The 22,927-nt window shown below is 63.8% G+C and carries 22 protein-coding genes and 1 pseudogene; 5 read left to right on the forward strand and 18 right to left on the reverse strand.

The features are described from left to right. Nucleotides 1-6: 6 nt before the first annotated feature. From FO488_RS00600 to FO488_RS00630, 7 genes are all read right to left on the reverse strand, one after another. Entirely contained in the window at nt 7-1,311 is a 1,305-nt protein-coding gene (locus FO488_RS00600; protein ID WP_149208750.1) for a pitrilysin family protein, read from the reverse strand. Beyond that, on the reverse strand, nt 1,308-1,727 hold the full coding sequence (locus tag FO488_RS00605; RefSeq protein ID WP_149208751.1) for an HIT family protein: 420 nt from the start codon (nt 1,725-1,727) through the stop codon (nt 1,308-1,310). Before FO488_RS00605 ends, FO488_RS00600 begins: the two co-directional genes overlap by 4 nt. 19 nt (nt 1,728-1,746) lie before the next feature. Then, on the reverse strand, nt 1,747-2,493 hold the full coding sequence (locus tag FO488_RS00610) for an acyl-[acyl-carrier-protein] thioesterase (RefSeq protein ID WP_149208752.1): 747 nt from the start codon (nt 2,491-2,493) through the stop codon (nt 1,747-1,749). A 6-nt stretch (nt 2,494-2,499) separates the two neighbouring features. After that, a complete protein-coding gene (locus FO488_RS00615; protein WP_168206112.1) occupies nt 2,500-3,672 on the reverse strand; it encodes an ABC transporter permease in 1,173 nt (390 codons plus the stop codon). Between the two features lie 87 nt (nt 3,673-3,759). Next, nucleotides 3,760-4,449 (reverse strand): ABC transporter ATP-binding protein, encoded by a 690-nt coding sequence (locus FO488_RS00620; protein WP_149208754.1) that lies wholly within the window; start codon nt 4,447-4,449, stop codon nt 3,760-3,762. 3 nt (nt 4,450-4,452) lie between these two features. Beyond that, nucleotides 4,453-5,658: an efflux RND transporter periplasmic adaptor subunit gene (locus FO488_RS00625; protein ID WP_149208755.1), complete on the reverse strand. Its 1,206-nt coding sequence runs from the start codon at nt 5,656-5,658 to the stop codon at nt 4,453-4,455. Between the two features lie 294 nt (nt 5,659-5,952). Further along, complete coding sequence (locus FO488_RS00630) at nt 5,953-6,600, reverse strand: hypothetical protein (protein WP_205743318.1); 648 nt, start codon at nt 6,598-6,600, stop codon at nt 5,953-5,955. Nucleotides 6,601-6,933: 333 nt separating this feature from the next. On the opposite strand from FO488_RS00630, the gene cobM reads away from it, so the two are divergent. Genes cobM through pdxA form a run of 3 tightly spaced genes read left to right on the forward strand, consistent with a single transcriptional unit; the run spans nt 6,934 to nt 9,782 of the window. Further along, a complete protein-coding gene (gene cobM / locus FO488_RS00635) occupies nt 6,934-7,713 on the forward strand; it encodes a precorrin-4 C(11)-methyltransferase (RefSeq protein WP_149208757.1) in 780 nt (259 codons plus the stop codon). 1 nt (nt 7,714) lies between these two features. Then, a complete protein-coding gene (locus FO488_RS00640; protein ID WP_149208758.1) occupies nt 7,715-8,791 on the forward strand; it encodes a cobalt-precorrin 5A hydrolase in 1,077 nt (358 codons plus the stop codon). Further along, nucleotides 8,784-9,782, forward strand: a complete 999-nt coding sequence (gene pdxA, locus FO488_RS00645; protein ID WP_240732095.1) for a 4-hydroxythreonine-4-phosphate dehydrogenase PdxA — start codon at nt 8,784-8,786, stop codon at nt 9,780-9,782. Before FO488_RS00640 ends, pdxA begins: the two co-directional genes overlap by 8 nt. A gap of 63 nt (nt 9,783-9,845) precedes the next feature. Here pdxA and flgM read toward each other — a convergent pair whose 3' ends face one another. The 11 genes and pseudogenes from flgM to FO488_RS00700 all read right to left on the reverse strand — a co-directional run bounded on the left by flgM (nt 9,846) and on the right by FO488_RS00700 (nt 20,192). After that, complete coding sequence (gene flgM, locus FO488_RS00650) at nt 9,846-10,130, reverse strand: flagellar biosynthesis anti-sigma factor FlgM (RefSeq protein ID WP_149208759.1); 285 nt, start codon at nt 10,128-10,130, stop codon at nt 9,846-9,848. Between the two features lie 65 nt (nt 10,131-10,195). Continuing rightward, the gene (locus FO488_RS00655; RefSeq protein ID WP_149208760.1) at nt 10,196-10,612 is read right to left on the reverse strand and encodes a bacteriohemerythrin; all 417 of its coding nucleotides are present in this window, start codon (nt 10,610-10,612) and stop codon (nt 10,196-10,198) included. 14 nt (nt 10,613-10,626) lie between these two features. Continuing rightward, a complete protein-coding gene (locus FO488_RS00660; protein ID WP_149208761.1) occupies nt 10,627-12,054 on the reverse strand; it encodes a pitrilysin family protein in 1,428 nt (475 codons plus the stop codon). Beyond that, complete coding sequence (locus tag FO488_RS00665; protein ID WP_149208762.1) at nt 12,051-13,538, reverse strand: pitrilysin family protein; 1,488 nt, start codon at nt 13,536-13,538, stop codon at nt 12,051-12,053. Before FO488_RS00665 ends, FO488_RS00660 begins: the two co-directional genes overlap by 4 nt. A gap of 89 nt (nt 13,539-13,627) precedes the next feature. Then, entirely contained in the window at nt 13,628-14,710 is a 1,083-nt protein-coding gene (locus FO488_RS00670; protein WP_149208763.1) for an MlaD family protein, read from the reverse strand. Between the two features lie 158 nt (nt 14,711-14,868). Further along, nucleotides 14,869-15,621, reverse strand: a complete 753-nt coding sequence (locus FO488_RS00675; RefSeq protein ID WP_149208764.1) for an ABC transporter ATP-binding protein — start codon at nt 15,619-15,621, stop codon at nt 14,869-14,871. Continuing rightward, nucleotides 15,618-16,088, reverse strand: coding sequence for an EVE domain-containing protein (locus tag FO488_RS00680; protein WP_149208765.1), 471 nt, complete (start codon nt 16,086-16,088; stop codon nt 15,618-15,620). Before FO488_RS00680 ends, FO488_RS00675 begins: the two co-directional genes overlap by 4 nt. A gap of 7 nt (nt 16,089-16,095) precedes the next feature. Further along, nucleotides 16,096-16,869 (reverse strand): ABC transporter permease, encoded by a 774-nt coding sequence (locus tag FO488_RS00685; RefSeq protein WP_149208766.1) that lies wholly within the window; start codon nt 16,867-16,869, stop codon nt 16,096-16,098. A gap of 196 nt (nt 16,870-17,065) precedes the next feature. Then, a pseudogene (locus FO488_RS00690) lies at nt 17,066-18,903 on the reverse strand (S16 family serine protease). A gap of 194 nt (nt 18,904-19,097) precedes the next feature. After that, nucleotides 19,098-19,676, reverse strand: a complete 579-nt coding sequence (locus FO488_RS00695; protein ID WP_240732097.1) for a hypothetical protein — start codon at nt 19,674-19,676, stop codon at nt 19,098-19,100. Between the two features lie 3 nt (nt 19,677-19,679). Next, nucleotides 19,680-20,192 (reverse strand): cupin domain-containing protein, encoded by a 513-nt coding sequence (locus FO488_RS00700; protein WP_240732099.1) that lies wholly within the window; start codon nt 20,190-20,192, stop codon nt 19,680-19,682. A 216-nt stretch (nt 20,193-20,408) separates the two neighbouring features. Here FO488_RS00700 and FO488_RS00705 point away from each other — a divergent pair, with 216 nt between their 5' ends. Both FO488_RS00705 and FO488_RS00710 read left to right on the forward strand, forming a co-directional pair. Continuing rightward, nucleotides 20,409-21,971 (forward strand): MFS transporter, encoded by a 1,563-nt coding sequence (locus FO488_RS00705; protein WP_149208768.1) that lies wholly within the window; start codon nt 20,409-20,411, stop codon nt 21,969-21,971. Nucleotides 21,972-21,978: 7 nt separating this feature from the next. After that, on the forward strand, nt 21,979-22,884 hold the full coding sequence (locus FO488_RS00710; protein ID WP_149208769.1) for an NAD(P)H-binding protein: 906 nt from the start codon (nt 21,979-21,981) through the stop codon (nt 22,882-22,884). Nucleotides 22,885-22,927: the final 43 nt, after the last annotated feature.

The following is a 22,927-nucleotide window of genomic DNA, read 5'->3' on the forward strand; positions in this document are numbered from 1 at the left end:
GCGGGTTCAGGGGATGAGAGGCGTAAAACGCTCCGCGTAGCGTTCCACCAAGCCCCGGGCCGTCTTCTTCATGCCGTTCTTGTAGGGCCCAACGGCCACCAGGTTGAGGTTTTGCGGCGCAAAAAGGGCGCGGGCCGCCTCCTGCAGCATCTCCGCCGTGATGCGGCGCGCCTCTTCCTGATCCTCCTCGATACTCCGTTTGACCCCCACCAGCTCTCCCCAGCCGTAGCGCACCCCCATCTCGTACGCCGAGTCGCGGCTGTATTCCAGATCGAAGATGTAGGACTGGCGGACCCGGTCCAGTTCCGCCGCGGTGATCGGTTCGTCCGCCATGCGCCGGAGTTCGTCCAGGGTGACCTCGATCGCCTGGGGCAGGTTCTCGGGGGCGGTGGAGAGGTCGAAGGTCAGGCATCCGGTTTCGTCATAGGCCCCCACGGCCCCCTCCACGGAGTAGATGATCCCCAGTTCCTCCCGCAGGCGCAGGTGCAGGCGCGAACTGCCGCCCCCCGCCAGAATCCGGCGCAAAAGGCGGACGGCCATGAAGTGGCGGTCGCTGCGGGGGAACCCCAGAAAGGCAAGTTGCAGATTCACCTGGCTGTCGGAATCGCGTACGAAGCGAATCTGGGGGGTGGTGTTGCGTTTCGTGACCATGGGGGTCGGCGGCGGAGTCCCGCCCCACCAGCCGTCAAAGACCTCGCCGGCAGCGGCGAAGACCTCGTGGCTGCGCACCGGGCCGGCAACCACGACCACCGTGGAACTGGGGACATAGTAGCGGTGCAGGTGCGCCGCCAGGTCGTCGCGGCCGATGGCGGCAATACTCTCCAGGGTGCCGATGGTCGGCATGCCCAGGGGATGGCGCGGCCAGAGGAGGCGGCTGGTGATGGTGTCGGGGTTGACCTCGTCCCCCTGCTCGTTCAGGTCCTCCCGCGCCTCCTCCGCGATGATGCGTTGTTCGACCTCGATCCCCTCCAGAAGCGGCCGCAGCAGCATGGAGGCGAAGATCTCCATGCCGTGGCGCACATGGGCCGGGTGGACACGGGAATAGTAACAGGTGGATTCGGCGTCGGTGGCGGCGTTGGGGGCCCCGCCGACGGCCTCGAAGGCGGTCTCGATGGCGAGCGACGAGGCGTAATCGGCCGTGCCGCGGAAGAGGATGTGCTCCAGGAAGTGGGAGAGCCCCTCCCTGCCGGGCGGGTCGTTGCGCCCCCCTACCTTGACGTAGATTGCCAGCTCTGCCGCGTGCAGATGGGGCATTTCCACGCACACGATCCGCAGGCCGTTGTTCTGGGTGTGGAGAAAGGGGCGGATCATGCCAGCGCCTCCCGTATCCGCTCGATGGTGCGGCGGTACGCTTCCGGCGTCAGAAGCGCCTCGTCATGGGGTTCGGACCAGATCGGGCGCGGCCAGAGCCGGTCCGACGCGAAGCGGGGCACCAGGTGCCAGTGCATGTGGGGGACCATGTTGCCCAGGAGTTCGTAGTTGATCTTGGCCGGCCGGAAGGCGTCGAACAGCGCCGCGGCCACCCGGCTGATCTCTTCCGTCAGCTCGCTCCGCACCCCGTGGTCCAGGTGGAACAGCTCGGTCACATGGGTCTTGGTGAACAGCAGCGTGTAGCCGGGAAAGAACTGGTCGCGGTTGAGGATGACATAGGAGTGCTCGAGTTCGGCGATGCGTAGGTCGGCGTCGCTCTCCCAACGGCCGCACATGGGGCAGGGTGACAGGGTCATGGATGGCTCCGGTACGTTCTCATTTTTTCCAGCGGGTGCGCAGGCGCGCCAGTTCCCTGCCGTCCCGCCGGCTGGCGATCTGGTGCAGGCAGCAGGTTGCCGGTTCCGTGTCCGTGACGGCGCAGCGGGATACGATGTCCTCGCCGCGGCGGACCTCGGCCCGGAAGGTGATCTCCAGTTCGGTCAGGCTGCCCGTGGCCACGGCATCGGGCACCGCCTCCAGCGCCCATCCTGCATAGATGGTGTTGTTGACGTGGTGATTCATGTCCAGGTCGCTGCGCAGCACCCGGAACCCCATCTCCGTGGCGGCGCTCTCGGGAAAGGGGGGCAGCGACTCGAAGTCGTCGTCGATCGACCGTTCGGGCACCAGCGGATAGGGGGGGAGATTCCCCTCCAACCGGACCGGGCGGCGGGTGGCGACGTTCATCACCGCCCACGACGTGGTCGCCCGCGCCACACGGACACCGTGGTGATCGCACAGTTCGAACTCGCGGCAGGTGAAGAGCCCCTGGCGGGTCGCCGGCCAGGTGCGGATCGTCACGGTTTCCCGGGCGCGGGGATAGCGCTCCACCAGCAGGTGGATGCGCGAGAGCACCCAGGTCAGCCCGAGCTCCCGCAGGTCGGCCAGGGAGACGCCCAGCAGGGCCGCATGCATCCCTGCCGTGTCCTGCAGGTAGTTGAGCAGGGTGGCCACCCGCAGGTTGCCGCAACTGTCCAGCTCATGGTAGCGAACCGGGAAATCTTTTATGAAAATATTAGGTTCCATTGGCGGTTACTCGTAGCGCAGGGCGTCGATGGGATTGAGCCCGGCCGCCTTGCGGGCCGGGTAGAAGCCGAAGAAGATACCCACCGCGCCGGAAAAGAAGAAGGCGATGCTGATGGATTCGATGGAGATGAGCGTCGGCCACGACAGGATCCGGGAAACGATCATGGCTCCTGCGCCCCCCAGACAGATGCCGATCAGGCCGCCGATCATGGTCAGGAGCACCGCCTCGGTCATGAACTGGAGGAGGATGTCGTTCCTGCGCGCGCCGATGGCCATACGGATGCCGATCTCCCTCGTCCGCTCGGTAACGGACACCAGCATGATGTTCATGATGCCGATGCCGCCGACCAAGAGGGAGATGGAGGCGACCGCGCCCAAGAGCAGGGACATGGCCTTGGAGGACTGCTCGGCCACGGCCAGGATCTCGGAGAGATTGCGGGTGGAAAAGTCCGGTTCCTTGCTGCCGGTGATGCGGTGCCGCTGCTTGAGGAGTTCGTTGGCCTCGTCTTCGGCCTTGCTCAGGAGGGCTTCGCTCCTGGCCTTTATCATGACCGCCCCTACGGTGTTGGGGAACTGGGAGCCGACCAGTTTGCGCTGGGCCGTGCGCAGCGGCACGAAGATCACATCGTCCTGGTCGGTCCCCTGGGGGGATTGCCCCTTGCGCTCCAGAAGGCCGACCACGGTGAAGGGGACCTTTTTGATGCGCACCATCTTGCCCACCGGATCGGTGGAGCCGAACAGGTTTTCGGCCACGGTCTGGCCCAGCAGGCAGACCTTGGCGGCGCCGTCCACGTCCTGCTGGCCGAGGCTGCGGCCGCTGGTTGCCGGCCATTCGCGGATGTCGAACATCTCCGGCGTGGTCCCGATGATGATGGTGGACCAGTTCATGTTGCCGTAGACCACCTGGGCCGTGCTGCGCACCGTGGGGGCGGCGGTCTCCACCGAGGGGCATTCGGCCATGATGGCCTTGACGTCGTCGCTGGTCAGGGTCTGGCTGGCGCCGCTGCCGATGCGGATGCCGCCGCTGGTGGTGGAGCCGGGGATGACCAGGATGATGTTGCTGCCGATGCTGGCGATCTGCTGGGAGATGACGTGGCGCGCCCCGGCCCCCACGGCCATCATGGCGATCACGGCCGCGATGCCGATGATGATCCCCAGCATGGTCAGAAATGAGCGCATCTTGTTGGTGCGCAGGGCCCGCAGGGCTATTTTCAGGGTTTGGAGAAGGTCCACGTATGCATTATCCCGCTCGCGGGAATCCCAATCCTACGGATTCGCCTTGGTATCGCCGATGATCGTACCGTCGCGGAAGGTGATCCTGCGTCCGGCATAGGCGGCCACATCCGGCTCGTGGGTGACCATGATGATGGTGATGCCGCGCCTGTTCAGGGCGGTGAACAATTCCATTATCTCCTCGCTGGTGGCACTGTCCAGGTTGCCGGTCGGTTCGTCGGCCAGAATCACCGCCGGGGCGTTGACCAGGGCCCGGGCGATGGCCACCCGCTGTTGCTGCCCCCCGGAGAGCTGGCTGGGGTGGTTGTTTTCCTTGCCCCCGAGGCCGACCTGTTCCAGGGCCGCCAGCGCCTTTGGGCGGCGTTCCTTCGTGGACAGGCCGGCATAAACCAGGGGCAGCTCCACGTTTTCCACCGCCGGGGTACGGGCCAGCAGGTTGAACCCCTGGAAGACAAAGCCCAGCTTCCTGTTGCGGATGGCGGCCAGCCGGTTGGGATCCATGCCCGCCACATCGAGGCCGTCCAGCAGGTAATTTCCCGAACTGGGGCGGTCGAGGCACCCCAGGATGTTCATGCAGGTGGACTTGCCGCTGCCCGATGCGCCCATGATGGCCACGAACTCACCCTCGGCCACACCGAAGGAAATGCCCCGCAGCGCCTCGAACTGCTGGTCGCCCATGGTGAACACGCGGCGGATATCCCTGAGGGAGATGACCTCGCCCATGGTTTAGAAACGCGGTCCCATGGGAGAGCCGCCGCTCTTCTTCCTGGTATCGCCCCCCACCTGTTCGACGATGACCGCGTCGCCCTCCTTCAGCCCCCCTCCCGTCAGCTCGATGCTGCCGGCGTCGGAGATACCGGTAGTGACCTTGACGGGAACCGGCTTGTTTTCCTTGAGGAGATAGACCTGTTGCCCCCTGTCCCGGCGTTGCCCCTTACCCCCTTCCGCCGGTGTGGGGCGTTCGCCCCGGGCATCGCCTTCCTTCGTCTTCGGCTTGAAGCGCAGGGCGGCCGGGGGGAGTTTGAGGATGTTGTCCTTGCGGGCCACCTCGATGGAGACGTTGGCGGTCATGCCCGGCTTGAGCTTCAGGTCGCCGTTGTCCACATTGACCACCACGACGTAGGTGACCACGTTCTGGGTGATGACCGGGGCGCTGCGGATCTGGACCACCTTCCCCCTGAAGGTCTGCTCCGGGTAGGAATCCACCGTAAAGGAGGCGTGCTGGCCGAGGGTAATGCGGCTGATGTCGGCCTCGTCCACGCTGACCTCGATCTGCATCTTGGTCAGGTCCTGGGCGATGGTGAAGAGGGTCGGGGTCTGGAAGGAGGCCGCCACGGTCTGCCCCACATCCACCGCGCGGGAGATGACGGTGCCCTCCACCGGCGAGCGGATGACCGAGTAGTTCAGGTTGGTGCGGGCCTGCATGAGCGCCCCGCGGGTCTGGACCACACTCCCCTCGGCCGCCTTGATCCCGGCCTTGGCCGATTGCCATGCGGTCTCGGCCACATCGTAATCGCTCTGGGAGATGATACCGTCGGCCAACAGCTTGTTGTTGCGCTTCATGGTCCGTTCCGCGTCGGCCAGCGTGACCCGCGCCTTCATCAGACTGGCCTCGGCGTTGCGGTAATTCCCCGCGGCCTGCTCCACCGCGGCCCTGAAGAGCGACGGGTCGATCTCGGCAATCGGCTGTCCCTTTTTGACCCGCGAATTGTAATCCACGTAGAGTTTCTGAATGGTGCCCGACACCTGGGTGCCGACCTGGACGGTGATGACGGCGCTCAGGTTGCCGGTGGCCGACACGGCTGCAACGATGGCTCCCCGTTCGACCCTGGCGGTTCGGTAGCCGATCTCGGGCGTACGCTTGAGAAAAAAGAAGGTCGCGATACCGGCCGCGAGCAGGATGGCCGCCAGGATGAGGAGATATTTTTTCATGCCGGTCTCTTTCGCTTTGCAGGCAGCAAGCCGGGGTGAAATGCCGTTGGTGCTCGAACCGGCATCATAGCAGATTACCTCCAAAAGAAAAGCCCCCTGTCCACAGGGGGCAGGGGGCTTTTCGGAAACGCCCGCCGCGGGTCACGCGGCGGGCCGGCTAGGGCAACCCTCTTTGCAGTGGGATACCGGGCGAATCCTGAATCGTGCAGTCCACATAATCGGATTCTCCTTTCATATACGGGTAACAGGACTAATTTTATCTTATACGGCGTCGTAAAAATGTCAACTCAAAAATTATTTGCGGTGGCAACTGCGGCAGAGCGATGAATCCTTTTGTCGCGAATAAACAAAGTAGTTGTAGGAGTTGTTCGCGTCAGAAACGTTTTTTGTGTTGTGCATATCGTGGCAGGTGGCGCAGGTAACGTACTTTCCCTCGAACAGGCCGCTTGCCACGGTAGTGGTGCCGTTGCCATCCTGCCAGAGCTCATTGGGAGGCTTGTAGTCATTCGGCTTTTCTTGGACGATTTTCAGATAATTGAAACCGATCGGGTGGTCGTTGCCGAGGTTGCTGCCAATCCCGACGCCTGTTCCGCCAAAGAGATCCGATTTCAAATTGGGATGGGTGTCGCTGGCGATAACCCCGTCATGGCAGGAAAGGCAGATCTTCGTGGGGCCGACAACGAGGTCTTCGATGACGGCATCGAATGTGGGACTTACATAGGGGATGAAGCTCTTGTTTTGCGTCCCGGCCCAGAGCGCCGGAGGCGTCAGCGTGGTGCCGACCTCGGCATGGTGGGGCACATGGCAGTAGACGCAGATGCGTTCTTGGGCATCCTGCTGGGCCGAGTACATGTTCAGGTCATGTTTTGACCCTTTAACGCCCGTCCCGGCCGCTTCTCCGCAAAAGGCCGCCCTGTCGTTCAGACATGCAAGGATTGACACGCATATAATGATGGTGATGGCTCTTTTCATGACATCCGTGACGGCCTTTGGGAAGTTGCTGCTCATCTGCAAGAGGCGGGCCGTTGGTGGCAAAGAATGCGGCTGCCCGGGCATATTCCATTAACCTGTCAGAAGCCATGGACCTTTCCCCCTACGTGGGTGGCCCTGATCTGTTCAAAGTCTGTTCTCCCGTTGCGCATGCAGTCATATCACCGGCATCCTGGTGGGGAGACACCCGCCAAATAACCAACCGACCTTGACATGCCGCCGGTTTCGGATTACAGAAATGAATAGCTGCTATTACAACCGCGATGGTTCTCAGGAGTACAAGGCATGTCACCACAGGTTTCTTTCGTCGGCGCGGGACCGGGGGCCGCCGACCTCATCACCATCCGCGGGGCGCGGCTCTTGCGCCATGCCGACGTGGTCGTCTATGCCGGCAGCCTGGTGGACCGGGAACTGGTCCGCCGCTATGCCGCCACGGCGGATGTGTACGATTCGGCCGGCATGACCCTCGACCAGGTCGTTGCCGTGATCATGGAGGCGGTCGCGGCGGGCAGGAGCGTGGTGCGGCTTCACACCGGCGACCCGTCGATCTACGGTGCCATCCAGGAGCAGATGGAGGCCCTGGATCACCTGGGGGTGGCGTACCTGGTGGTGCCCGGCGTGACCAGCGCCTTTGCCGCCGCCGCCGCCCTCAAACAGGAACTGACCCTTCCGGAGGTGTCCCAGACGGTGATCTTCACCCGCATGGAGGGGCGCACGCCGGTGCCGGAACGGGAACGCCTCAGCCGGATCGCCGGCATCGGTGCCACGCTGGTGATCTATCTCTCGGTGGGCATGATCGATCGGGTGGTGGAAGAGCTTCTGGCCGGGGCCTACACCCCGGAGACCGCCGCCGCCGTGGTCTGCCGCGCCTCCTGGGAGGACGAACTGGTCATCGAGGGCACCCTGGCCGATATCGCCGCCAGGGTCCGGGAGGCGGGCATCGACCGCCAGGCCCTGATCATTGTCGGCGATGTGCTGGCGGCGCGCCGCGAAGGGCTCAAGGCAAAGTCGCTGCTCTACGATGACGGCTTCTCCCACGGTTTTCGCGGCAGCGCCATAGGGTGACATGCGCGTCGCCGTGATCGCCATAACCCGCAACGGGGCGCAGTTGGGGCAACGGTTGCGGGGGGGGCTGCCCGCAGCGGAACTGCATGTTTCCAGCCGCTATGCCGGGCAGGCCGGAACGGTCAGGCGATTGTTCGACCCTGCCGACCTGAAGGCGCTGGCCGCCTCACTCTGGAAGGAGTACGACGGGTTCGTCTTCATCATGGCCGCCGGCATCGTGGTGCGCATGATCGCGCCGCTTCTGGAGTCCAAGGAAACCGACCCGGCCGTGGTGGTGATGGACGACGCGGGCAAATTCGCCATCTCGCTCATCGCTGGCCATCTGGGCGGCGCCAACGAACTTGCCGAGCGCTGCGCCTTCATCGCCGGGGCCCGGCCGGTCATCACCACCGCCACCGACGTCAATGGTCTCCCCTCCTTCGACCTTCTGGCCAAGGAACAGGGGTGGGTGATCGACGACATCGGCCGGGTCAAGGTGCTCAACCGGCTGCTCCTGGACGGCGAGGAGATCGCCGTCGTCGATCCCACGGGGAAGACGCGCTGCTGGTTGTGCGGCCGTGGCAAGGCCTCCTTTCACGACACCTTTGCCGAGGCCATGGACAGCCCGGCCCGGGGCTTCCTGTTCGTAACCAACCGACACCTCCCGCCCCAGACCCAGCCCGGCAACCTGCTGATCCTCCGCCCCAGCAATCTGGTGCTGGGCATCGGCTGCAACCGCGGCACCTCGGTGGATGACATCGACGCTTTCGTTACGGCCCAGCTCAAGCGGATCTTCCTCTCCCGCAAGAGCGTGCGGCTGGTGGCCACGGTAGCGGTCAAACGCGACGAGGAGGGGCTCATCGCCTTTGCCGAGCGCCTGGGGGTTCCCCTGGCATTTTTCGGGAGCGACGAATTGAATGCCGTTGCCGTCCCGTCGCCCCCCTCGCCCCATGCCATGGCGGCCGTCGGTGCCTCGGGGGTGGCGGAACCGGCGGCCATACTCGGTTCGGGCGGAGGCCGGCTGCTGCTGAAGAAGGTCAAGTCGGAGAACGTCACCCTGGCGGTGGCCGAGATGGAGGAGGGGGAACCCCATGTCTGAAAAAGCCCTGATAGCGATCACCATGGGTGATCCCTGTGCCATCGGGCCGGAGATCATCGTCAAGGCGCTGGATAATCCCGGGATTGCCGCGGGGTGCACGCCCCTGGTCGTCGGCGACAGGACCGCCCTTGACCGGGCGGTGCAGGTCTGCGGTTCACGGCTGGAGATCGTCGAAATCGCGGAGCCCGAGGAGGCGCGCCGGGTGCCGGAGGGGGCTGTGCCCCTCATGCCGGTTTCCCGCCTGCCCGAGGGCGATGTGCAGTACGGCAAGCCCACGTTGGCCGCGGGCGATGCCGTCTACCGCTATATCTGCACGGCGGCGCGCCTTTGCCTGGCGGGCCGGGTGGCGGCCATGGCCACGGCCCCCATCAACAAGGAGGCCATGAACCGCGCCGGCCATGCGTATCATGGCCACACCGAACTTTTGGCCGAACTGTGCGGGGTTGACGATTACGTGATGATGCTGGCGGGGGATGTGCTCCGGGTCAGCCTGGTGACGATCCATGAGGCGCTTCGTGCCGTTCCGGCCCTGGTTACCAGGGACCGGGTGCTGAAGACGATCCGGGTTACGGCGGACGGGGTGCGGCGCCTGACCGGCAAGGCGGCCCCGCGCCTGGCGGTGCTGGCGCTCAACCCCCACTGCGGCGAGGGGGGGATGTTCGGCAACGAGGAGGATACCGCCATCACGCCGGCCATCGAAGCCGCCAACCTCGAAGGTATCGATGCCCAGGGGCCTCTTGCGGCGGATACCCTCTTCCATTTCGCGCAGCAGGGCCTGTACGACGGGGTGGTGGCCATGTACCACGACCAGGGCTTGATCCCGCTCAAGATGCTCCATTTCGACGACGGGGTAAACATCACGCTGGGATTGCCGATCATTCGCACGTCGGTGGACCACGGCACGGCTTATGGTCTGGCGGGGACCGGTACGGCCTCGGAGATGAGCCTTGTGGCGGCTGTCAGGATGGCTATGGAGATGGTAAAGGAATGAAGGTGGGGGATCGAAGGGGAACCGTAACGCAAAAACCCCGCCGGCACCGGTGGGGTTTTTGCGTCAGTCCGTAAAGACGTTCAGCATCTTGGCGGCCACATCCTTGCCGCTGATATTGTAGGTGCCGGCCGCCAACTGGTCCCTGATGGAGGTGACCTTTTCCCAGCGGATCGTCTCTTCGGCAGGAGCGGCGGACAACAGCTTCCCCGTGGTGGCCGACAGTTCGACGCTGAAAGCGTCTCCCTCGTCCTGCGGCGAGGTGGCGTCGGCGCTCTTCTGTGAAGATACACCCTTCAGATTTTTACTCTGCGGCCTGGCCAGGGCTTGAACACCGGTTTCGATTTTCATGCGGCCTCCTCAACACATACTCTTCTGCTCTTATTAGATTACATCGGCAGAGGAGGGGCAAAGCTTTAGTCCAATTTGGCCCCCACCGCGGTTGCCCGGACAAAACTCCCGTATTTCTGGTCGGTTCCCCTGATATGGGTGATCGTCCAATCGACCAGGAAGTCCAGGGTCTTGACACTCAACTCCTCCCCGCACGTGATGCCGGTATGCAGGTCCTTGAGCCGGGAAACGAAAAAGTCGTGTTCCCGGCGGTGGTCCGCAAAGCCGGGAAAGTTATGGGCGAGCATCAGGCGTTCCTCGGCGGAGAAGTGTTCGTGCACGTAGTTGATCAGGTGCTGCAGGACATCGTCGATGATCCGGGCGCCTTCTTCCTTCTGCACCGCGTCGCCCAGCGCCTTGATCCAGGCGAGCAGTTGTTTGTGCTGAGTGTCGATGGCGGGAAGATGCAGCGCCATGTTTTCGTTCCATTCAGGAAGTGCCATAGTTCCTCTCTCCCTTATTTCTCAGGCTGCTGCCTGAGGTCCAGTTCGCGGACGACGCCGAAGGCGGCCAGCGGTTTGTCGAATTGGGCGGCATCGCCCACCACCACCAGCTTGAACGCCTCGGGTTTCAGGTGCCTCCGGGCGGCAGCCAGCACATCCTCCTTCGTCACCCGGGCGATGTTATCCCGGTAGCCTTCCAGATAACCGGGAGAATAGCCGTAGAACTCCAGCCGTGCCCGTTGGGTCACGACGGAGGCCGGGCTGGTGAAGCCGAACATGAAGGAGTTGATGATATATTCCTTGGCCGCCTGCAATTCCTGGTCGGTCACCGGCTCCCTGGTCATGCCGGCGATGATCTTCTCCATCAGGGAGATGGCCTTGCCGGTGGAGCCGGCCTTGGTCTCCGTCTCGGCGATGAAGGTGCCGGTGAAGCGCCGGCCCACGTCGAAACGGCTGTCCACGTTGTAGGCCAGCCCCTGGTTGGTGCGGACCTCCATGGTCAGGCGCGAGGTGAAGCTCCCCCCCAGGATATAATCCATGACGCGCAGGGCGTAGATATCGGGATCGGCCTTGGTGATCCCCAGGTGTCCCATGCGGATCACGGTCTGATTGACCTCCTTTTTGCCGTAGATCACCTCGGGCCGGAACTCGGCCTTCGGCTGGGCGACCTCCGGCAGCGTCGCCGGAGGGGTTGTGGCCGGTTTGCCGAAAACGGCGTTCAACTCCCTGAGCAGGGACTCACGGTCGAAATCGCCCGAAACCGCCAGGATCACCCTGTCCGGCCGGAAGAAGCGGCGGTGGAAATCCACCATGTCCTGGCGCGTGATGGCGTTGGCCGACGCAAAGGTGGGTACCGTGCCCAGGGGGTGCCCGGCGTAGATGGCCCGGTTGAGTTCCCGTCCGGCGATCTCCTTAGGATCGTCGTTCTGCCTCCGCAAGCCCTCGATCAGGTGCTTGCGGGCGATATCGACCCGCTTCTGGCTGAAATCGGGGCGCAGCAGCACGTCGCTGAAGATGCGCAGGGTCCGGCTGAAGTTCCTGGTGAGGGATGTCAGGGAAACCGTGCCCATGTCGGGGCCGATGCCGCTTTCCACCGCCGAAGCCATGAACTCCAGTTCGTCGTCCATCTGTTCCGGCGAGAGCCCGCCGGCGCCGCCGCTGCGCATCACGCTGCCGGTCAGGGCGGCCAGGCCGGCCTGGCCGGCCGGCTCGTAGACCGATCCGGTGCGGACCAGGGCCGTGATGTTGATGATGGGCAGTTCCGTGTCCCGCAGCAGGTAGACCGGCATGCCGCACTCCAGCACCACCCGTTCGGCGGTGGGGATCTGGAAGCTCAGTTCGGGGAAATTCATGGTGCGGGGGTCGGCCTTTCCGCCATCGGCGGCTGCTACCGTCGTCCATGCCGCAACAAGGAGCACGAGGGAGAGGATCAGTCGTTTCATTTGCCGTCACCCCCCTTTTTGGTAAGGAATCCAACCATGCGGTTCTCCTCGGTGAAGTACTGTCTGGCCACCCGCTGGATATCGGCGGCGGTGACCGACGCCACCTTGCGGCGGTACTCGGTCATGTAGCGCCAGGTGCCGGCGACCGCCTCGTACTCGGTCAGGTTGCGGGCCAGGCCGCCGTTGGTGCCCATCCGGCGGGCATCTTCGTACTCGATCTTGTTGAGGACGCGCTGCAGGTCGCGTTCGGCAACCGGTTCGGTCTTGAGCAGTTCCAGCTCATGGAGGATGGCCTCCTCCACCTCCCGGGTGGTATGGGGGGCGCGGGGATTGGCGTTGACGAGGAAGAGGTTGGGGTAGCGGCTGCCCGGGGCATCGAAGACCCCCACCTCCGTGGCGATCTGTTTTTCGATGACCAGCTTTTTGTACAGGCGCGAGGTCCGGCCGTTGCCCAGGATCATGCTGATCACGTCGAAGACGTAGTCGTCGGCCGCATTGATGGCCGGCTTGTGGAACCCGACCATCATGGTCGGTTCGGCCTCGGCCACCAGTTCGACGCGCCGTTCCCCCTCCTGCTTCGGTTCCTCGGCCGTGACCGGCGCCGGGAGTTTTCCGGGCTCGATGGCGCCGAAATAACGTTCCACCAGGGCGATGGTCGCCGTGGCGTCGATGTCGCCCACGATGGCCACGATGGCGCTCTGGGGGCCGTAGTAGGAGTGGAAGAAGCGCTCGGCCTTGGTGCGGGTCAGGTTCTCGATATCCGACATCCAGCCGATGGTGGGGTGGGCGTAGGGGTGGACCAGAAAGCCGGAGGCGACGAAGGTCTCCCACAGCTTGTTCTCCGGGTCGGCGTCGGTGGAACGGCGGCGCTCCTCCATCACCACGGCCCGCTCCGAATAGAACTCGCGCAGCACGGCGTTCTGCATGCGGTCGGATTCGATGGCCGCCCACAGCTCCAGCTTGTTGGCCGGCAGGTTGATCAGGTAGGTGGTGCCGTCCCGGCTGGTGAAGGCGTTGTACCCCACTCCGCCGTTTTTGGCGTAGAGTTCGAAGAATTCATCCTTGATGACATACCGGGACGCCTCCGTCTCCAGGGCCGCCAGCTGCTTCTCCAGTTCGGCCGTCTTCGCCCTGTCTCCCTTGTCCCCTTTGGCCTTCTCCGCGATCATCGCCTGGGCGGTCTGCTCGATCTTGTCCAAAAGCGGTTTTTCCGCGGCATAGTTCTTTGTTCCCAGGGTGGTGGTGCCTTTGAAGAGCATATGCTCCAGCATGTGGGCGATACCCTGTTCGTCGCTCCGTTCGTCCACGCTCCCCACCCGGAACCGGATCCAGGCCGCCACGGTCGGCGAGGTATGGCGCTCCACCAGCAGAAGTTTCATGCCGTTCTTCATGGTATGCTCGACGACCTTGTCTTCCAGCCCGGCGGCAAAGAGGCTGGTTGAGCACAGGCAGAGCGCTATGAGAAACAACCATATCCGTTTCATAGATTTTCACCTCTGGTTTTTCTTTTCGTTGGACAGGGTGCCGGCATCCGGCCGGCACCCTGTTTAATAATGGTAAGATGACGGGCGATTTAAAACAATGAGAATTTGATGTATTTGCGGGGATGCTCCTTGAAATCCTTCACCAGGGCGTCCAGGTTGTCCACCATGCGGTTCATGCGCTCGTACAGCTCCTTGTCGGTCACCAGCTTGCCGGCCGTCCCCTCGCCGCTCTTGATCCTGGCGGTGACCTCCTCGATGGACCTGACCGAATTGTCGGCCCGGCTCAGGAGCGACAAGCCCTTGTCGTAGAACTCCCGGTCGTTGATCAACAGGCCGAGGGTGCTGTCCTTGGAGGTGATTTTCTTGTTCAGTTCCCGCACGTAGTCGGCGGCGTCGTTGCTCTTTTCCGCCAGGGTGACCAATTTGTCGTAGAGCGCCTTGTCGTAGATCAGCTTGTTCAGGGTGCCGTCGGACTCCTGGATGTCCCGGAGCGTCTGGTCGGCCCGGTTGAGGATGCTGACCAGCCTGTTGTAGGGTTCGGGGTTGCGGTTCAGCTTGCCCAGGGTCCCTTCGCCGCGGTTGATGGTGATCGCCAGGGCGTGGAGCTCGCCGGTCAGGCTGACGATGTTGGTGTAGAGGCTGGCATCGGTGGTCAGTTTGCCCAGGGTCCCCTTGCCCTGGGTGATATTGTCCACGATCGTGTTCAGGCGGTCGAAGGTGGCGCCGGCCTTCTGCACCACGTCGTCCAGCTTCACGACCGGCGTGCCGCGCAGAACGGCGGCCGGTTTTTCGAAATATTGTTGCGACGGGGTGATGTCCACGTATTTTTCCCCCATCAGGCCGCGGGTCTTGATGGTGATCTTCGAATCGGCGCCGATCTTCTTCAGGGCCTCGTCATCGATCTCCAGGCGGATATCCACCTCGTTGGTCTTCTTGGGATCGGCAAAACGGATATCGGTCACGACCCCCACGTCCACCCCGGCCAGCCAGACCGGAGCGCCTTCCTTGAGGCCGGCCACATCGTCCATCACCACCTGCAGTTTCCCCTTGGGGACGAACATCTTGGTTTTCTGCCCCATCAGCAGCACCCCGCCGGCAACACATACCATCGCCACGAAGATGAACACGCCGGCGCGTACCTGGGCCCAGCCTATCTTGTTGCTCCGTTCCATATCTCATCCCACCTGTTTTGGTTCAAAGTATGAACTAAAAAACAATTTGCCACAGAGCCACAGAGGCACGGAGAAAGTCCTTTAATCAGGGCGTCGGACTATGGGGAAACTCTGTGATCCCTCCGCGTCCCCGTGGCTCTGTGGCAAAAATGCCGTATTTATACGAACAGCGACTCTTTCGTCGGCTGCAAAAATTCCCGTACCTCCGGGATCGTGCTGGCCCGCATCTCGGCCTCGGTCCCCTCGAAGATCATCCGCGCCTGGTGCAGAAAGGTGAAGCGCTCCGAGGTGGCGAAGGCCGTCGCCAGGTCGTGGGTCACCATGAGGGTGGTCTTCCCCTCGGCCTGCAGGCGCTGCATCAGGTTGCAGATGTTGTAGACCCCGATGGGGTCGAGGCCGGTGGTCGGCTCGTCGAAGAAGATGAAATCCGGGTTGGCCGCCAGGGCGCGGGCAATGGCGACCCGTTTCTTCATGCCGCCCGACAGTTCGGCCGGGTAGAGGTTCACGGCCTGCTCCACCCCCACGAAGGAGAGCTTTTCCAGCACGATCCGCTCGATTTCCCCCTCGGAGAGCCGCCCCTCCTCGAAGAGGCGGTAGCCCACGTTCTCCCCCACGGTCATGGAATCGAACAGCGCCCCTCCCTGGAAGACGATGGCGATGCGCTTGCGTTGTTCGCTGAAGGTTGACTCCGGTTGGCCGGTGATGCAGACGTTGCCGATGCAGACCCGCCCCGATTGGGGGGGGAGCAGGCCCAGGAGCAGCTTGAGGATGGTAGTCTTGCCGGCGCCGCTTACCCCCAGGATGGTGCGGTTGACGCCCCGATCGAGGCAGAAGTCGAAATCTTCCAGAATCTTCCGGCCCCCCACCGAGTAGGACAGTTTCTCCATGCGGATGGAATCGCTGCCGTTCATGGGGCCTCCGCTCCGCCCATGATCAGAATGGTTCGCCACTCCTCGGCCGTAACCGGCTGGATCGAGAGGCGGCTGCGTTTGACCAGCGGCATTTCGGCCAGGAGGGGGTTGGCCTTGATCTGTTCCAGGGAAACCGGCCGGGGCAGCGGCTCGCCGTAGCGTACGTCCACCATGTACCAGATAGGATTGTCGGGTGACGCCTTGGGGTCGAAATGTTCGCCGGCGGGATTCATGGCCGTGGAATCGGGGTACCCCTCCCGCACGACCTCGGCAATGCCGACAACGGCCGGCTCGGGGATGTTGCTGTGGTAGAACAGCACCCGGTCGCCCGGCTTGATGCGGTCCCGCAGGAAATTGCGCGCCTGGTAGTTGCGCACCCCGTCCCACGGTTCGGTCATGTTCGGGCGCGCCTTCAGGTCGGCGAAGGAAAAACAGCCCGGTTCGGTTTTGAAAAGCCAGAACGCCATGGTTACCCTATCCCCTGAAGACCACGAAGATCTTGGTCAGAAAGAAATCGAACATCAGGATCAGCACCGACGAAACCACCACCGCCTGTTTGGCCGAATTGCCCACCCCTTCGGCGCCGCCGCGGGTGTTGAGCCCCACGTAACAGCCGGTCATGGCAATCAGAAAGCCAAAGACGGCCGGTTTGACCAACCCCTCGATCAGGTCCTGAAAGACCATGAACTGGGGAATGCCCTTGAGGTACATGGTGGGGTTGATGCCATAGCCAGAGGCCATGATATAGCCGCCCAGGAGCGAGACGGCGTCGGCCACCGCGGTCAAAAGCGGTAGTGCCAGGAGCATGGCCTTCAGCCGCGGGGCCACCAGCCGTTTGACGATGTCGGTCCCCTCCACCCGCATGGCGTCCACCTGCTCGGTGACCACCATGGTGCCCAATTCCGCGGTAATGGCGGAGCCGACCCGGCCGGCCACCATGAGGGAGGCCAGCACCGGCCCCAACTCCTTGATCATGGTCACCGCCACCATGCCTCCCACATAGCTGGTGGCGGCAAAGGGCTTGAGCTGCACCAGTGCCTGCAGGGCCATGACCATGCCGGTGAACAGGCCGGTCAGCATGCAGATGAACAGGGAGGAAAAGCCGAGCTTGTCGAACTGCACGGCGAATTCGCGGTAATAGTAGGGGCGGCGGAACATGCGTGCGAAGCTCGTGGCCGCCAGGGCAAACCACCCCTGAAGCTCGGCGAAGAAACGCAGCATAACCCGGTCGATGACGGCGATGTTCATTCAAGTACCTTCTGAGAGGTTGTTGAAAAACAGCCATATCGCCGCCGTCCTCGAAAGCCCTTTTGTGCGGCGTAGCGCCCGGCCTTCGCAGCCAAGGCTGCTTCGGCGGAGTAGGCCTGCTACGCCTCCGCAGGGCTTGTCGAGCGGGTGCGACGATCTGACTATTTTTGAACAACCTGAGTGTTTCTACAGCCTGTTACAGCGCCACGGCCAGCGCCTCGGCGGCTTCGTGGATGAAGGTGAACTCCAGTTCCGTGCGCACGTTCTCGGGGATGTCCTCCAGGTCGTCGCGGTTGCGGTCCGGGGCGATGATCTTCCTGACCCCGGCCCGGTGGGCGGCCAGCACCTTCTCCTTGAGGCCGCCGATGGCCAGGACCCTGCCGGTCAGGGTGATCTCGCCGGTCATGGCCACATTGCGCCTGGCCGGCCTGTCCGTCAGGAGCGACACCAGGGCCGTGACCATGGTCACGCCGGCGGATGGGCCGTCCTTGGGGATGGCGCCCGACGGGACGTGGATGTGAATGACCCTGTTTTCGAAAGCGTCCGAGGCGATGCCGAAATCGCCGTAATGCGCCTCCACGTAGGAGAGCGCGGCCCGGGGATCGGGTCGAGCTGGTTGGCGGTGGTGATGAACATGACCTTGGACAGATCAAAGGGGACGTCCAGGTAATGGTCGTTGAAGGAGAAGTTCTGCTCCGGGTCCAGCACCTCCAGCAGCGCCGAGGCGGGGTCGCCGCGGAAGTCCAGCCCCAGCTTGTCGATCTCGTCCAGCATGAAGACCGGATTGTTGCTGCCGCAACGGAAGAGTTCCTTGATGATCCGGCCGGGCAGGGCCCCGATGTAGGTGCGGCGGTGGCCGCGGATCTCGGCCTCGTCCCGCACGCCGCCCAGGGAGATGCGTACGAACTTGCGCCCCAGGGAGCGGGCGATGGATTTGCCCAGGCTGGTCTTGCCCACGCCGGGAGGGCCGACGAAACAGAGCACCGGCCCCTTCATGTTCTCCTTCAGGGAGCGCACCGCCAGGAACTCCATAATGCGTTCCTTGACCTTTTTCAGGTCGTAATGGTCCTCGTTGAGGATCTCCTCGGCCCGGACCATGTCCAGGCTGTCTTCCGTGCTCTTGTTCCAGGGCATGCCGGCCAGGTAGTCCAGGTAGGTGCGGGACACGGTGTACTCGGGGGATGCCGGGTTAATCCGCTCCAGCCGTTTGAGTTCCTTGTCGGCGATCTTGCGGACCTCTTCCGGCAGGCCGGCATCCTCGACCAGCCGCCGCAACTCGTTCATGTCCGAGGCGCGGGGGTCCTCCTCGCCCAACTCTTCCTGGATATGCTTCATCTGCTCGCGCAGGATGTATTCCTTCTGGTTCTTGCCGACCCGGCGGGTGACCTCGCTGGAGACCTCGTTTTTGATCTGCATGCGCTGGACCTCGTTGGTCAGGTGCACATAGACCTTTTTGAGACGGTCCAGGGGATCGACGGTTTCCAGCAACTCCTGCAGATCGGCGGCCGGCAGGTTGACGTACAGTGCCACCAGGTCGGACAGGCGTGCCGGGTTGTCGATGTAGTCGATCATCTTCATGACATCATCCGGCAACGGCTTGCCGTGGGACAGGGAGATCTTCAACAGGGCGTTCAGGCTCTGCACCAGCGCCTCGGAGACCAGGCTCTTCTCCACGAATTCCCGCACCAGTTCGCAGGTGGCCAGCATGACCGGGGTGGTCTGTTCGATGCCCAGGATGCGCAGCCGGGCCATCCCTTCCAGGGTCACCTTGAACCTGCCGTCGCCCAGTTTTTTGATCTGGTTGACGCGGCACAGGGTCCCGATCTCGTTCATATCGGCCAGGGTGCCGGTGCCGGCGGCCTCGGGGCGGAGCAGCACGATGGCCACGTATTTATCGTAATTGTCCGCTTCGGAGAAGGCCCGCAGTTCGCGCTCGTCCACGTAGAGCGGGAAGATCATGTAGGGAAAGGGCACCATCTCCTTCTGGGGGTAGAGCGGCAGCCTTTCCGGTATCTCGATATTGGTATGGGGCATGGAGAGCGGTTCCTTGTCTGAAGAGATGATCAGCAGCGCCTTATTCTTTTAACATATTTTCGGGGCTTATTCAAAAATCTAAACCCGGAAATGACGACCCCCGTCGCTTTTTGCCGGTTAATCGCAGCAAAATCAAACTGTTGTCGTGTCGCGGCGGTATGCTTTCGGCCGCGCTCCCGGGCGCTGCGGCGCGCCTAAATCGGCTGCCCGTCCCGCACCTTGACGCCGACCACCCGAACGCGGGCGCCCGGCCCGGCCAGATCCCGATAGAGCAGCGCCAGGAAGCGAACCGTCACCAGCCGGTGGATGGCCGCCTGGGAAAGGCGGTAGAGCAGGCGGCGGAAGCTTGAAGGTGCGGGGCTGCCCAGGAGCAGCGGGCAATATTCCGAGAGTTCCAGCGAGACGCGGATGCCGTCCGGCAGCTCCGTGACGCCGAAGCGCAGTTCGCCCCGCTCGCACTGCCCCGGCTGCACCAGCATGCCGCCGCAGATACGCAACACGACGGCATGGCGCTCCGCCACCGGGGGAAGAAAGCTGATCAGGCTCCAGCGGCTGGCGAACAGGCGGAACTGAATGCCCGGGGCGGAGCAATGGGGGCGGATGACGGTGGCGGTGCAGCGGCGGATGTAGGCCAGGTAGCGGTCCAGGAGTATCCCGGGCGTGAGTGGTGCCGCAAGGGTGGCCGGGAAGACGCTCCACTGGATGGAGAAGACCGACGAGTCGTCCATCAGGACCTGCTGACAGGCGATCTCCTGGTCGCGTGACAGAGACACCGCCTACTCCCGGGTCAAGCGCCTGATGAGCGCTGCGTGCTGGGGGAAGAGTCCGGTCAGGTCGGCCTGGCCGGCCAGTTCGAAATCGCTGAAATCGAAGCCGGGCGCCACGGTGCACCCCACCAGGGCAAAATCACCGGGCCCGGCTGCTACCTCGGCCCCAAACCAGCAACCAGCCGGTGCCACGGCCTGGAACCGCTCCCCCTTTTCCGGGTCGCGCCCCAGCCGAAGGGGGCGGTACTGGCCGTCCGGCGTCATGAGGTGCACCGTCAGCGGCCCGCCGTCATAGAAGTGCCACACCTCGTCGGACTTCAGACGGTGCAGCGCCGAGAAGTCATCCCGCTCCAGCAGAAAGTGGATGGCGGTGGAGAAGGCCCGTTCGCCCTGGAACCGGGTCGGCAGGCCGGCCTCGGGGATGGTTTCGGCGGCGCGGTAGGTCTCGCGGAACCACCCCCCCTCGGGGTGGCGGAGGAGGTCCAGCTTTTCGGCCCAGTATGCGGCGGTGTGGCTGTGCATGGTCGTTGCCCCGTTCTTTGCCGGGATTGATGCCGGCGGTTGGCCGCGCATACGCCGCAGGCCCCGGAGAGGGGGGAGCGGGATCGGCCGTGCCCCATTCTGCCATCGGCAGGGGATAATGCAATCATTTTTCAGGGGGGAGGTGTCGGAATTTGGTATTGCAAACACCCCGGCGCTGTGGCACCGTGCGCTGAAGTCTACCGTGAGGTGTCGGGAATGCCGCACAAGCCACGCCTGTTCGCCATCGGCGATATCAATGCCTTTTTCGGCCTGATGCTGGACAACATGTCGGGCCTGGTCGTCATGAGCGCCATCCTGACCGGCGCCTTCGGCATGCCGCGGGAGATCGTGCTCTACCGCATGCTGCCCGGCAGCGCCATGGGGGTCCTGGTGGGCGACCTCCTGTACTCCTTCATGGCGTGGCGCCTGGCCCGGCGCACCGGACGGTCGGACGTGACCGCCATGCCCCTGGGGCTGGATACTCCGTCCACCTTCGGCCTGGCCTTTGGCGTCATCGGCCCCTGCTACCTGGCCAGCAGGGATGCCTCTTTCACCTGGCAGGTGGCCATGGGGGTCATCGTCCTGATGGGAATCTTCAAGATTGCGGTTTCCTTTTGCGGGCCGGCCCTGCGCCGCGCCATTCCCCGGGCCGGCCTGCTGGGGAGCATCGCCGCCGTGGCGCTGCTTTTGATCGCCTACCTGCCGTTTCTCAAGCTGTTCGCCTCGCCGGTGGTCGGTTTCCTCTCCCTCGGGATCGTTTTCATCTCGCTTCTGGCCCGGTTCCGGCTCCCACTGCGCATGCCGGGAGCGCTGGCGGGCATCCTGTGCGGCACGGTTGCCTATTATCTTCTGGGCGCCTTTGATCTGCTCCCCGGTGCGGGCCAGGCCATCCTCCCGCCGTTTGACCCCTCCTTTCACCTGCCGTTGCCGACCCTGGCATTCGTACCCGGCCTGACGCAGGCCCTGGCCTACTTGCCGCTGGCGATCCCCTTTGCCCTCGCCACGGTGGTCGGCGGGGTGGATGTCGCGGAGAGCGCGGCCGTGGCCGGCGACGACTACAATACCCGGGACGTGCTCCTGGTGGAAGGGATTGCCACCCTGGTGGCCGGCGTCTGCGGCGGCGTGATCCAGTCCTGCCCCTATATCGGCCATCCGGCCTACAAGGAGATGGGCGGGCGCTCCGGCTACACCATCGCCACGGCACTGTTCATCGGCCTGGGGGGGATCGTGGGCTACCTGTCGTTCTTCGTTAATCTTCTGCCCGAGGCGGCGGTGGCGCCGATCCTGATCTTCATCGGGGTCGAGATCACCGCCCAGGCCTTTGAGGCCACCCCGCACCGGCACTACCGGGCCATTGCCATCTCCTTTGTCCCGGCAATCGCCTGTCTCGTGTCGATCCAGTACGGCCGGATGCTGGGCGGGCTGGGCAAGAGCGGCGCCGATCTGTCGGGGGACCTGCTGGCGACCTATACCGCCACGACCCTTTTGGGGAACGGTTTTATCGTCACGTCGTTGCTCTGGGGGGCCGCCTTTTCCCATGTCCTGGACCATCGGCCGGGTCGGGCAGCGCTCTATCTCGTCGTCTGCGCCCTCTGCTCCCTGTGCGGGGTGATCCACTCGCCGCTCGCTTCGGGGGCGCTCTTTTCGCCCCTGTCGCCCCCTGCGCCGATCGTCTGGCATCTGGCCGCCGGTTACGGGGCGATGGCCCTGGCCTTCGGGGTGCTGGAATGGGTGCGCAAACCCCACCCCTTGCCATCCGGTGAAGTTGTGTCACAATAATCTCCTCATGGAGATCCAGCACAATGTCGTCCTCATAACCGGTGCGACCGGATTCATCGGTCGCCGGCTTTCCAGGAGCCTGCTTGAGCGGGGCTGCAATGTGCGCTGCATGGTGCGGGGGGCCGTCGCGGGCATTCCCGACGCCGCCGAGGTCGTGCGGGCCGACATGCTGGCGCCGTCGTCGCTGGCGCGGGCCCTGGAAGGGATCGACAGCGTCTATTACCTGGTGCATTCCATGGCGGGAGGGCGCGCCGGCTTCGAGCGCCGGGACCGGGAGGCGGCCGGCAATTTTGTGCGGGCCGCCGACAAGGCTGGGGTGCGGCGGGTGATCTATCTGGGGGGGTTGGGGGAAACCGGCGATACCCTGTCGGAACATCTCAAGAGCCGCCGGGAAGTAGCCGGGATTCTGGCCTCCGGGCATTTTGCCATGACCTTTCTGCGGGCCGCGGTAATTATCGGAGCGGGCGGGGCCTCGTTCGAAATGGTCCGGGCGCTGGTGAACCGCTTGCCGGTGATGATTACCCCGCGTTGGGTTTCGACCCGTTGCCAGCCTATCGCCGTGGATGACGTGATCGCCTATCTGGGTGGCTGTCTGGCGGATGAACGCACCGCCGGGCGAACCTTCGACATCGGCGGTCCAGAGGTGCTGACCTACCGGGAGATGATGGAGCGCTTTGCCCGCATGGCGGGGCGAACCATCCATATTCTGCCGGTGCCGGTGCTCACCCCGAAACTTTCGTCCTACTGGGTCGGACTGATTACGCCGGTACCCCCCTCGGTCTCCATGCCGCTCATCGAAGGGTTGGGCAACGAGGTGGTCTGCCGCGAAGACGCCATCCGCGAACTGATTCCGCTGCCCCTTACCTCCTACGACGAGGCGGTGCGCCGGGCGTTGGCCGAAAACAAGCGATAGGGGTGGGTTCGTGCGGTGCCCGTGATCAAATGCTGCCGCTCGA

It is taken from the genome of Geobacter sp. FeAm09, assembly GCF_008330225.1.
Taxonomy (GTDB): domain Bacteria; phylum Desulfobacterota; class Desulfuromonadia; order Geobacterales; family Pseudopelobacteraceae; genus Oryzomonas.

Bases quoted from the DNA above. Each gene is read 5' to 3' on its own strand.
- FO488_RS00655 (WP_149208760.1), bottom strand. From the start codon at position 10,612: ATGGCACTTCCTGAATGGAACGAAAACATGGCGCTGCATCTTCCCGCC.
- FO488_RS00700 (WP_240732099.1), bottom strand. From the start codon at position 20,192: ATGCACAGCCACACCGCCGCATACTGGGCCGAAAAGCTGGACCTCCTC.
- FO488_RS00685 (WP_149208766.1), bottom strand. From the start codon at position 16,869: ATGAACATCGCCGTCATCGACCGGGTTATGCTGCGTTTCTTCGCCGAG.
- FO488_RS00640 (WP_149208758.1), top strand. From the start codon at position 7,715: ATGCGCGTCGCCGTGATCGCCATAACCCGCAACGGGGCGCAGTTGGGG.
- FO488_RS00615 (WP_168206112.1), bottom strand. From the start codon at position 3,672: ATGCGCTCATTTCTGACCATGCTGGGGATCATCATCGGCATCGCGGCC.
- FO488_RS00605 (WP_149208751.1), bottom strand. From the start codon at position 1,727: ATGACCCTGTCACCCTGCCCCATGTGCGGCCGTTGGGAGAGCGACGCC.
- pdxA (WP_240732095.1), top strand. From the start codon at position 8,784: ATGTCTGAAAAAGCCCTGATAGCGATCACCATGGGTGATCCCTGTGCC.
- FO488_RS00660 (WP_149208761.1), bottom strand. From the start codon at position 12,054: ATGAAACGACTGATCCTCTCCCTCGTGCTCCTTGTTGCGGCATGGACG.
- FO488_RS00680 (WP_149208765.1), bottom strand. From the start codon at position 16,088: ATGGCGTTCTGGCTTTTCAAAACCGAACCGGGCTGTTTTTCCTTCGCC.
- flgM (WP_149208759.1), bottom strand. From the start codon at position 10,130: ATGAAAATCGAAACCGGTGTTCAAGCCCTGGCCAGGCCGCAGAGTAAA.
- FO488_RS00610 (WP_149208752.1), bottom strand. From the start codon at position 2,493: ATGGAACCTAATATTTTCATAAAAGATTTCCCGGTTCGCTACCATGAG.
- FO488_RS00670 (WP_149208763.1), bottom strand. From the start codon at position 14,710: ATGGAACGGAGCAACAAGATAGGCTGGGCCCAGGTACGCGCCGGCGTG.
- FO488_RS00665 (WP_149208762.1), bottom strand. From the start codon at position 13,538: ATGAAACGGATATGGTTGTTTCTCATAGCGCTCTGCCTGTGCTCAACC.
- FO488_RS00625 (WP_149208755.1), bottom strand. From the start codon at position 5,658: ATGAAAAAATATCTCCTCATCCTGGCGGCCATCCTGCTCGCGGCCGGT.
- FO488_RS00600 (WP_149208750.1), bottom strand. From the start codon at position 1,311: ATGATCCGCCCCTTTCTCCACACCCAGAACAACGGCCTGCGGATCGTG.
- FO488_RS00675 (WP_149208764.1), bottom strand. From the start codon at position 15,621: ATGAACGGCAGCGATTCCATCCGCATGGAGAAACTGTCCTACTCGGTG.
- cobM (WP_149208757.1), top strand. From the start codon at position 6,934: ATGTCACCACAGGTTTCTTTCGTCGGCGCGGGACCGGGGGCCGCCGAC.
- FO488_RS00620 (WP_149208754.1), bottom strand. From the start codon at position 4,449: ATGGGCGAGGTCATCTCCCTCAGGGATATCCGCCGCGTGTTCACCATG.
- FO488_RS00705 (WP_149208768.1), top strand. From the start codon at position 20,409: ATGCCGCACAAGCCACGCCTGTTCGCCATCGGCGATATCAATGCCTTT.
- FO488_RS00710 (WP_149208769.1), top strand. From the start codon at position 21,979: ATGGAGATCCAGCACAATGTCGTCCTCATAACCGGTGCGACCGGATTC.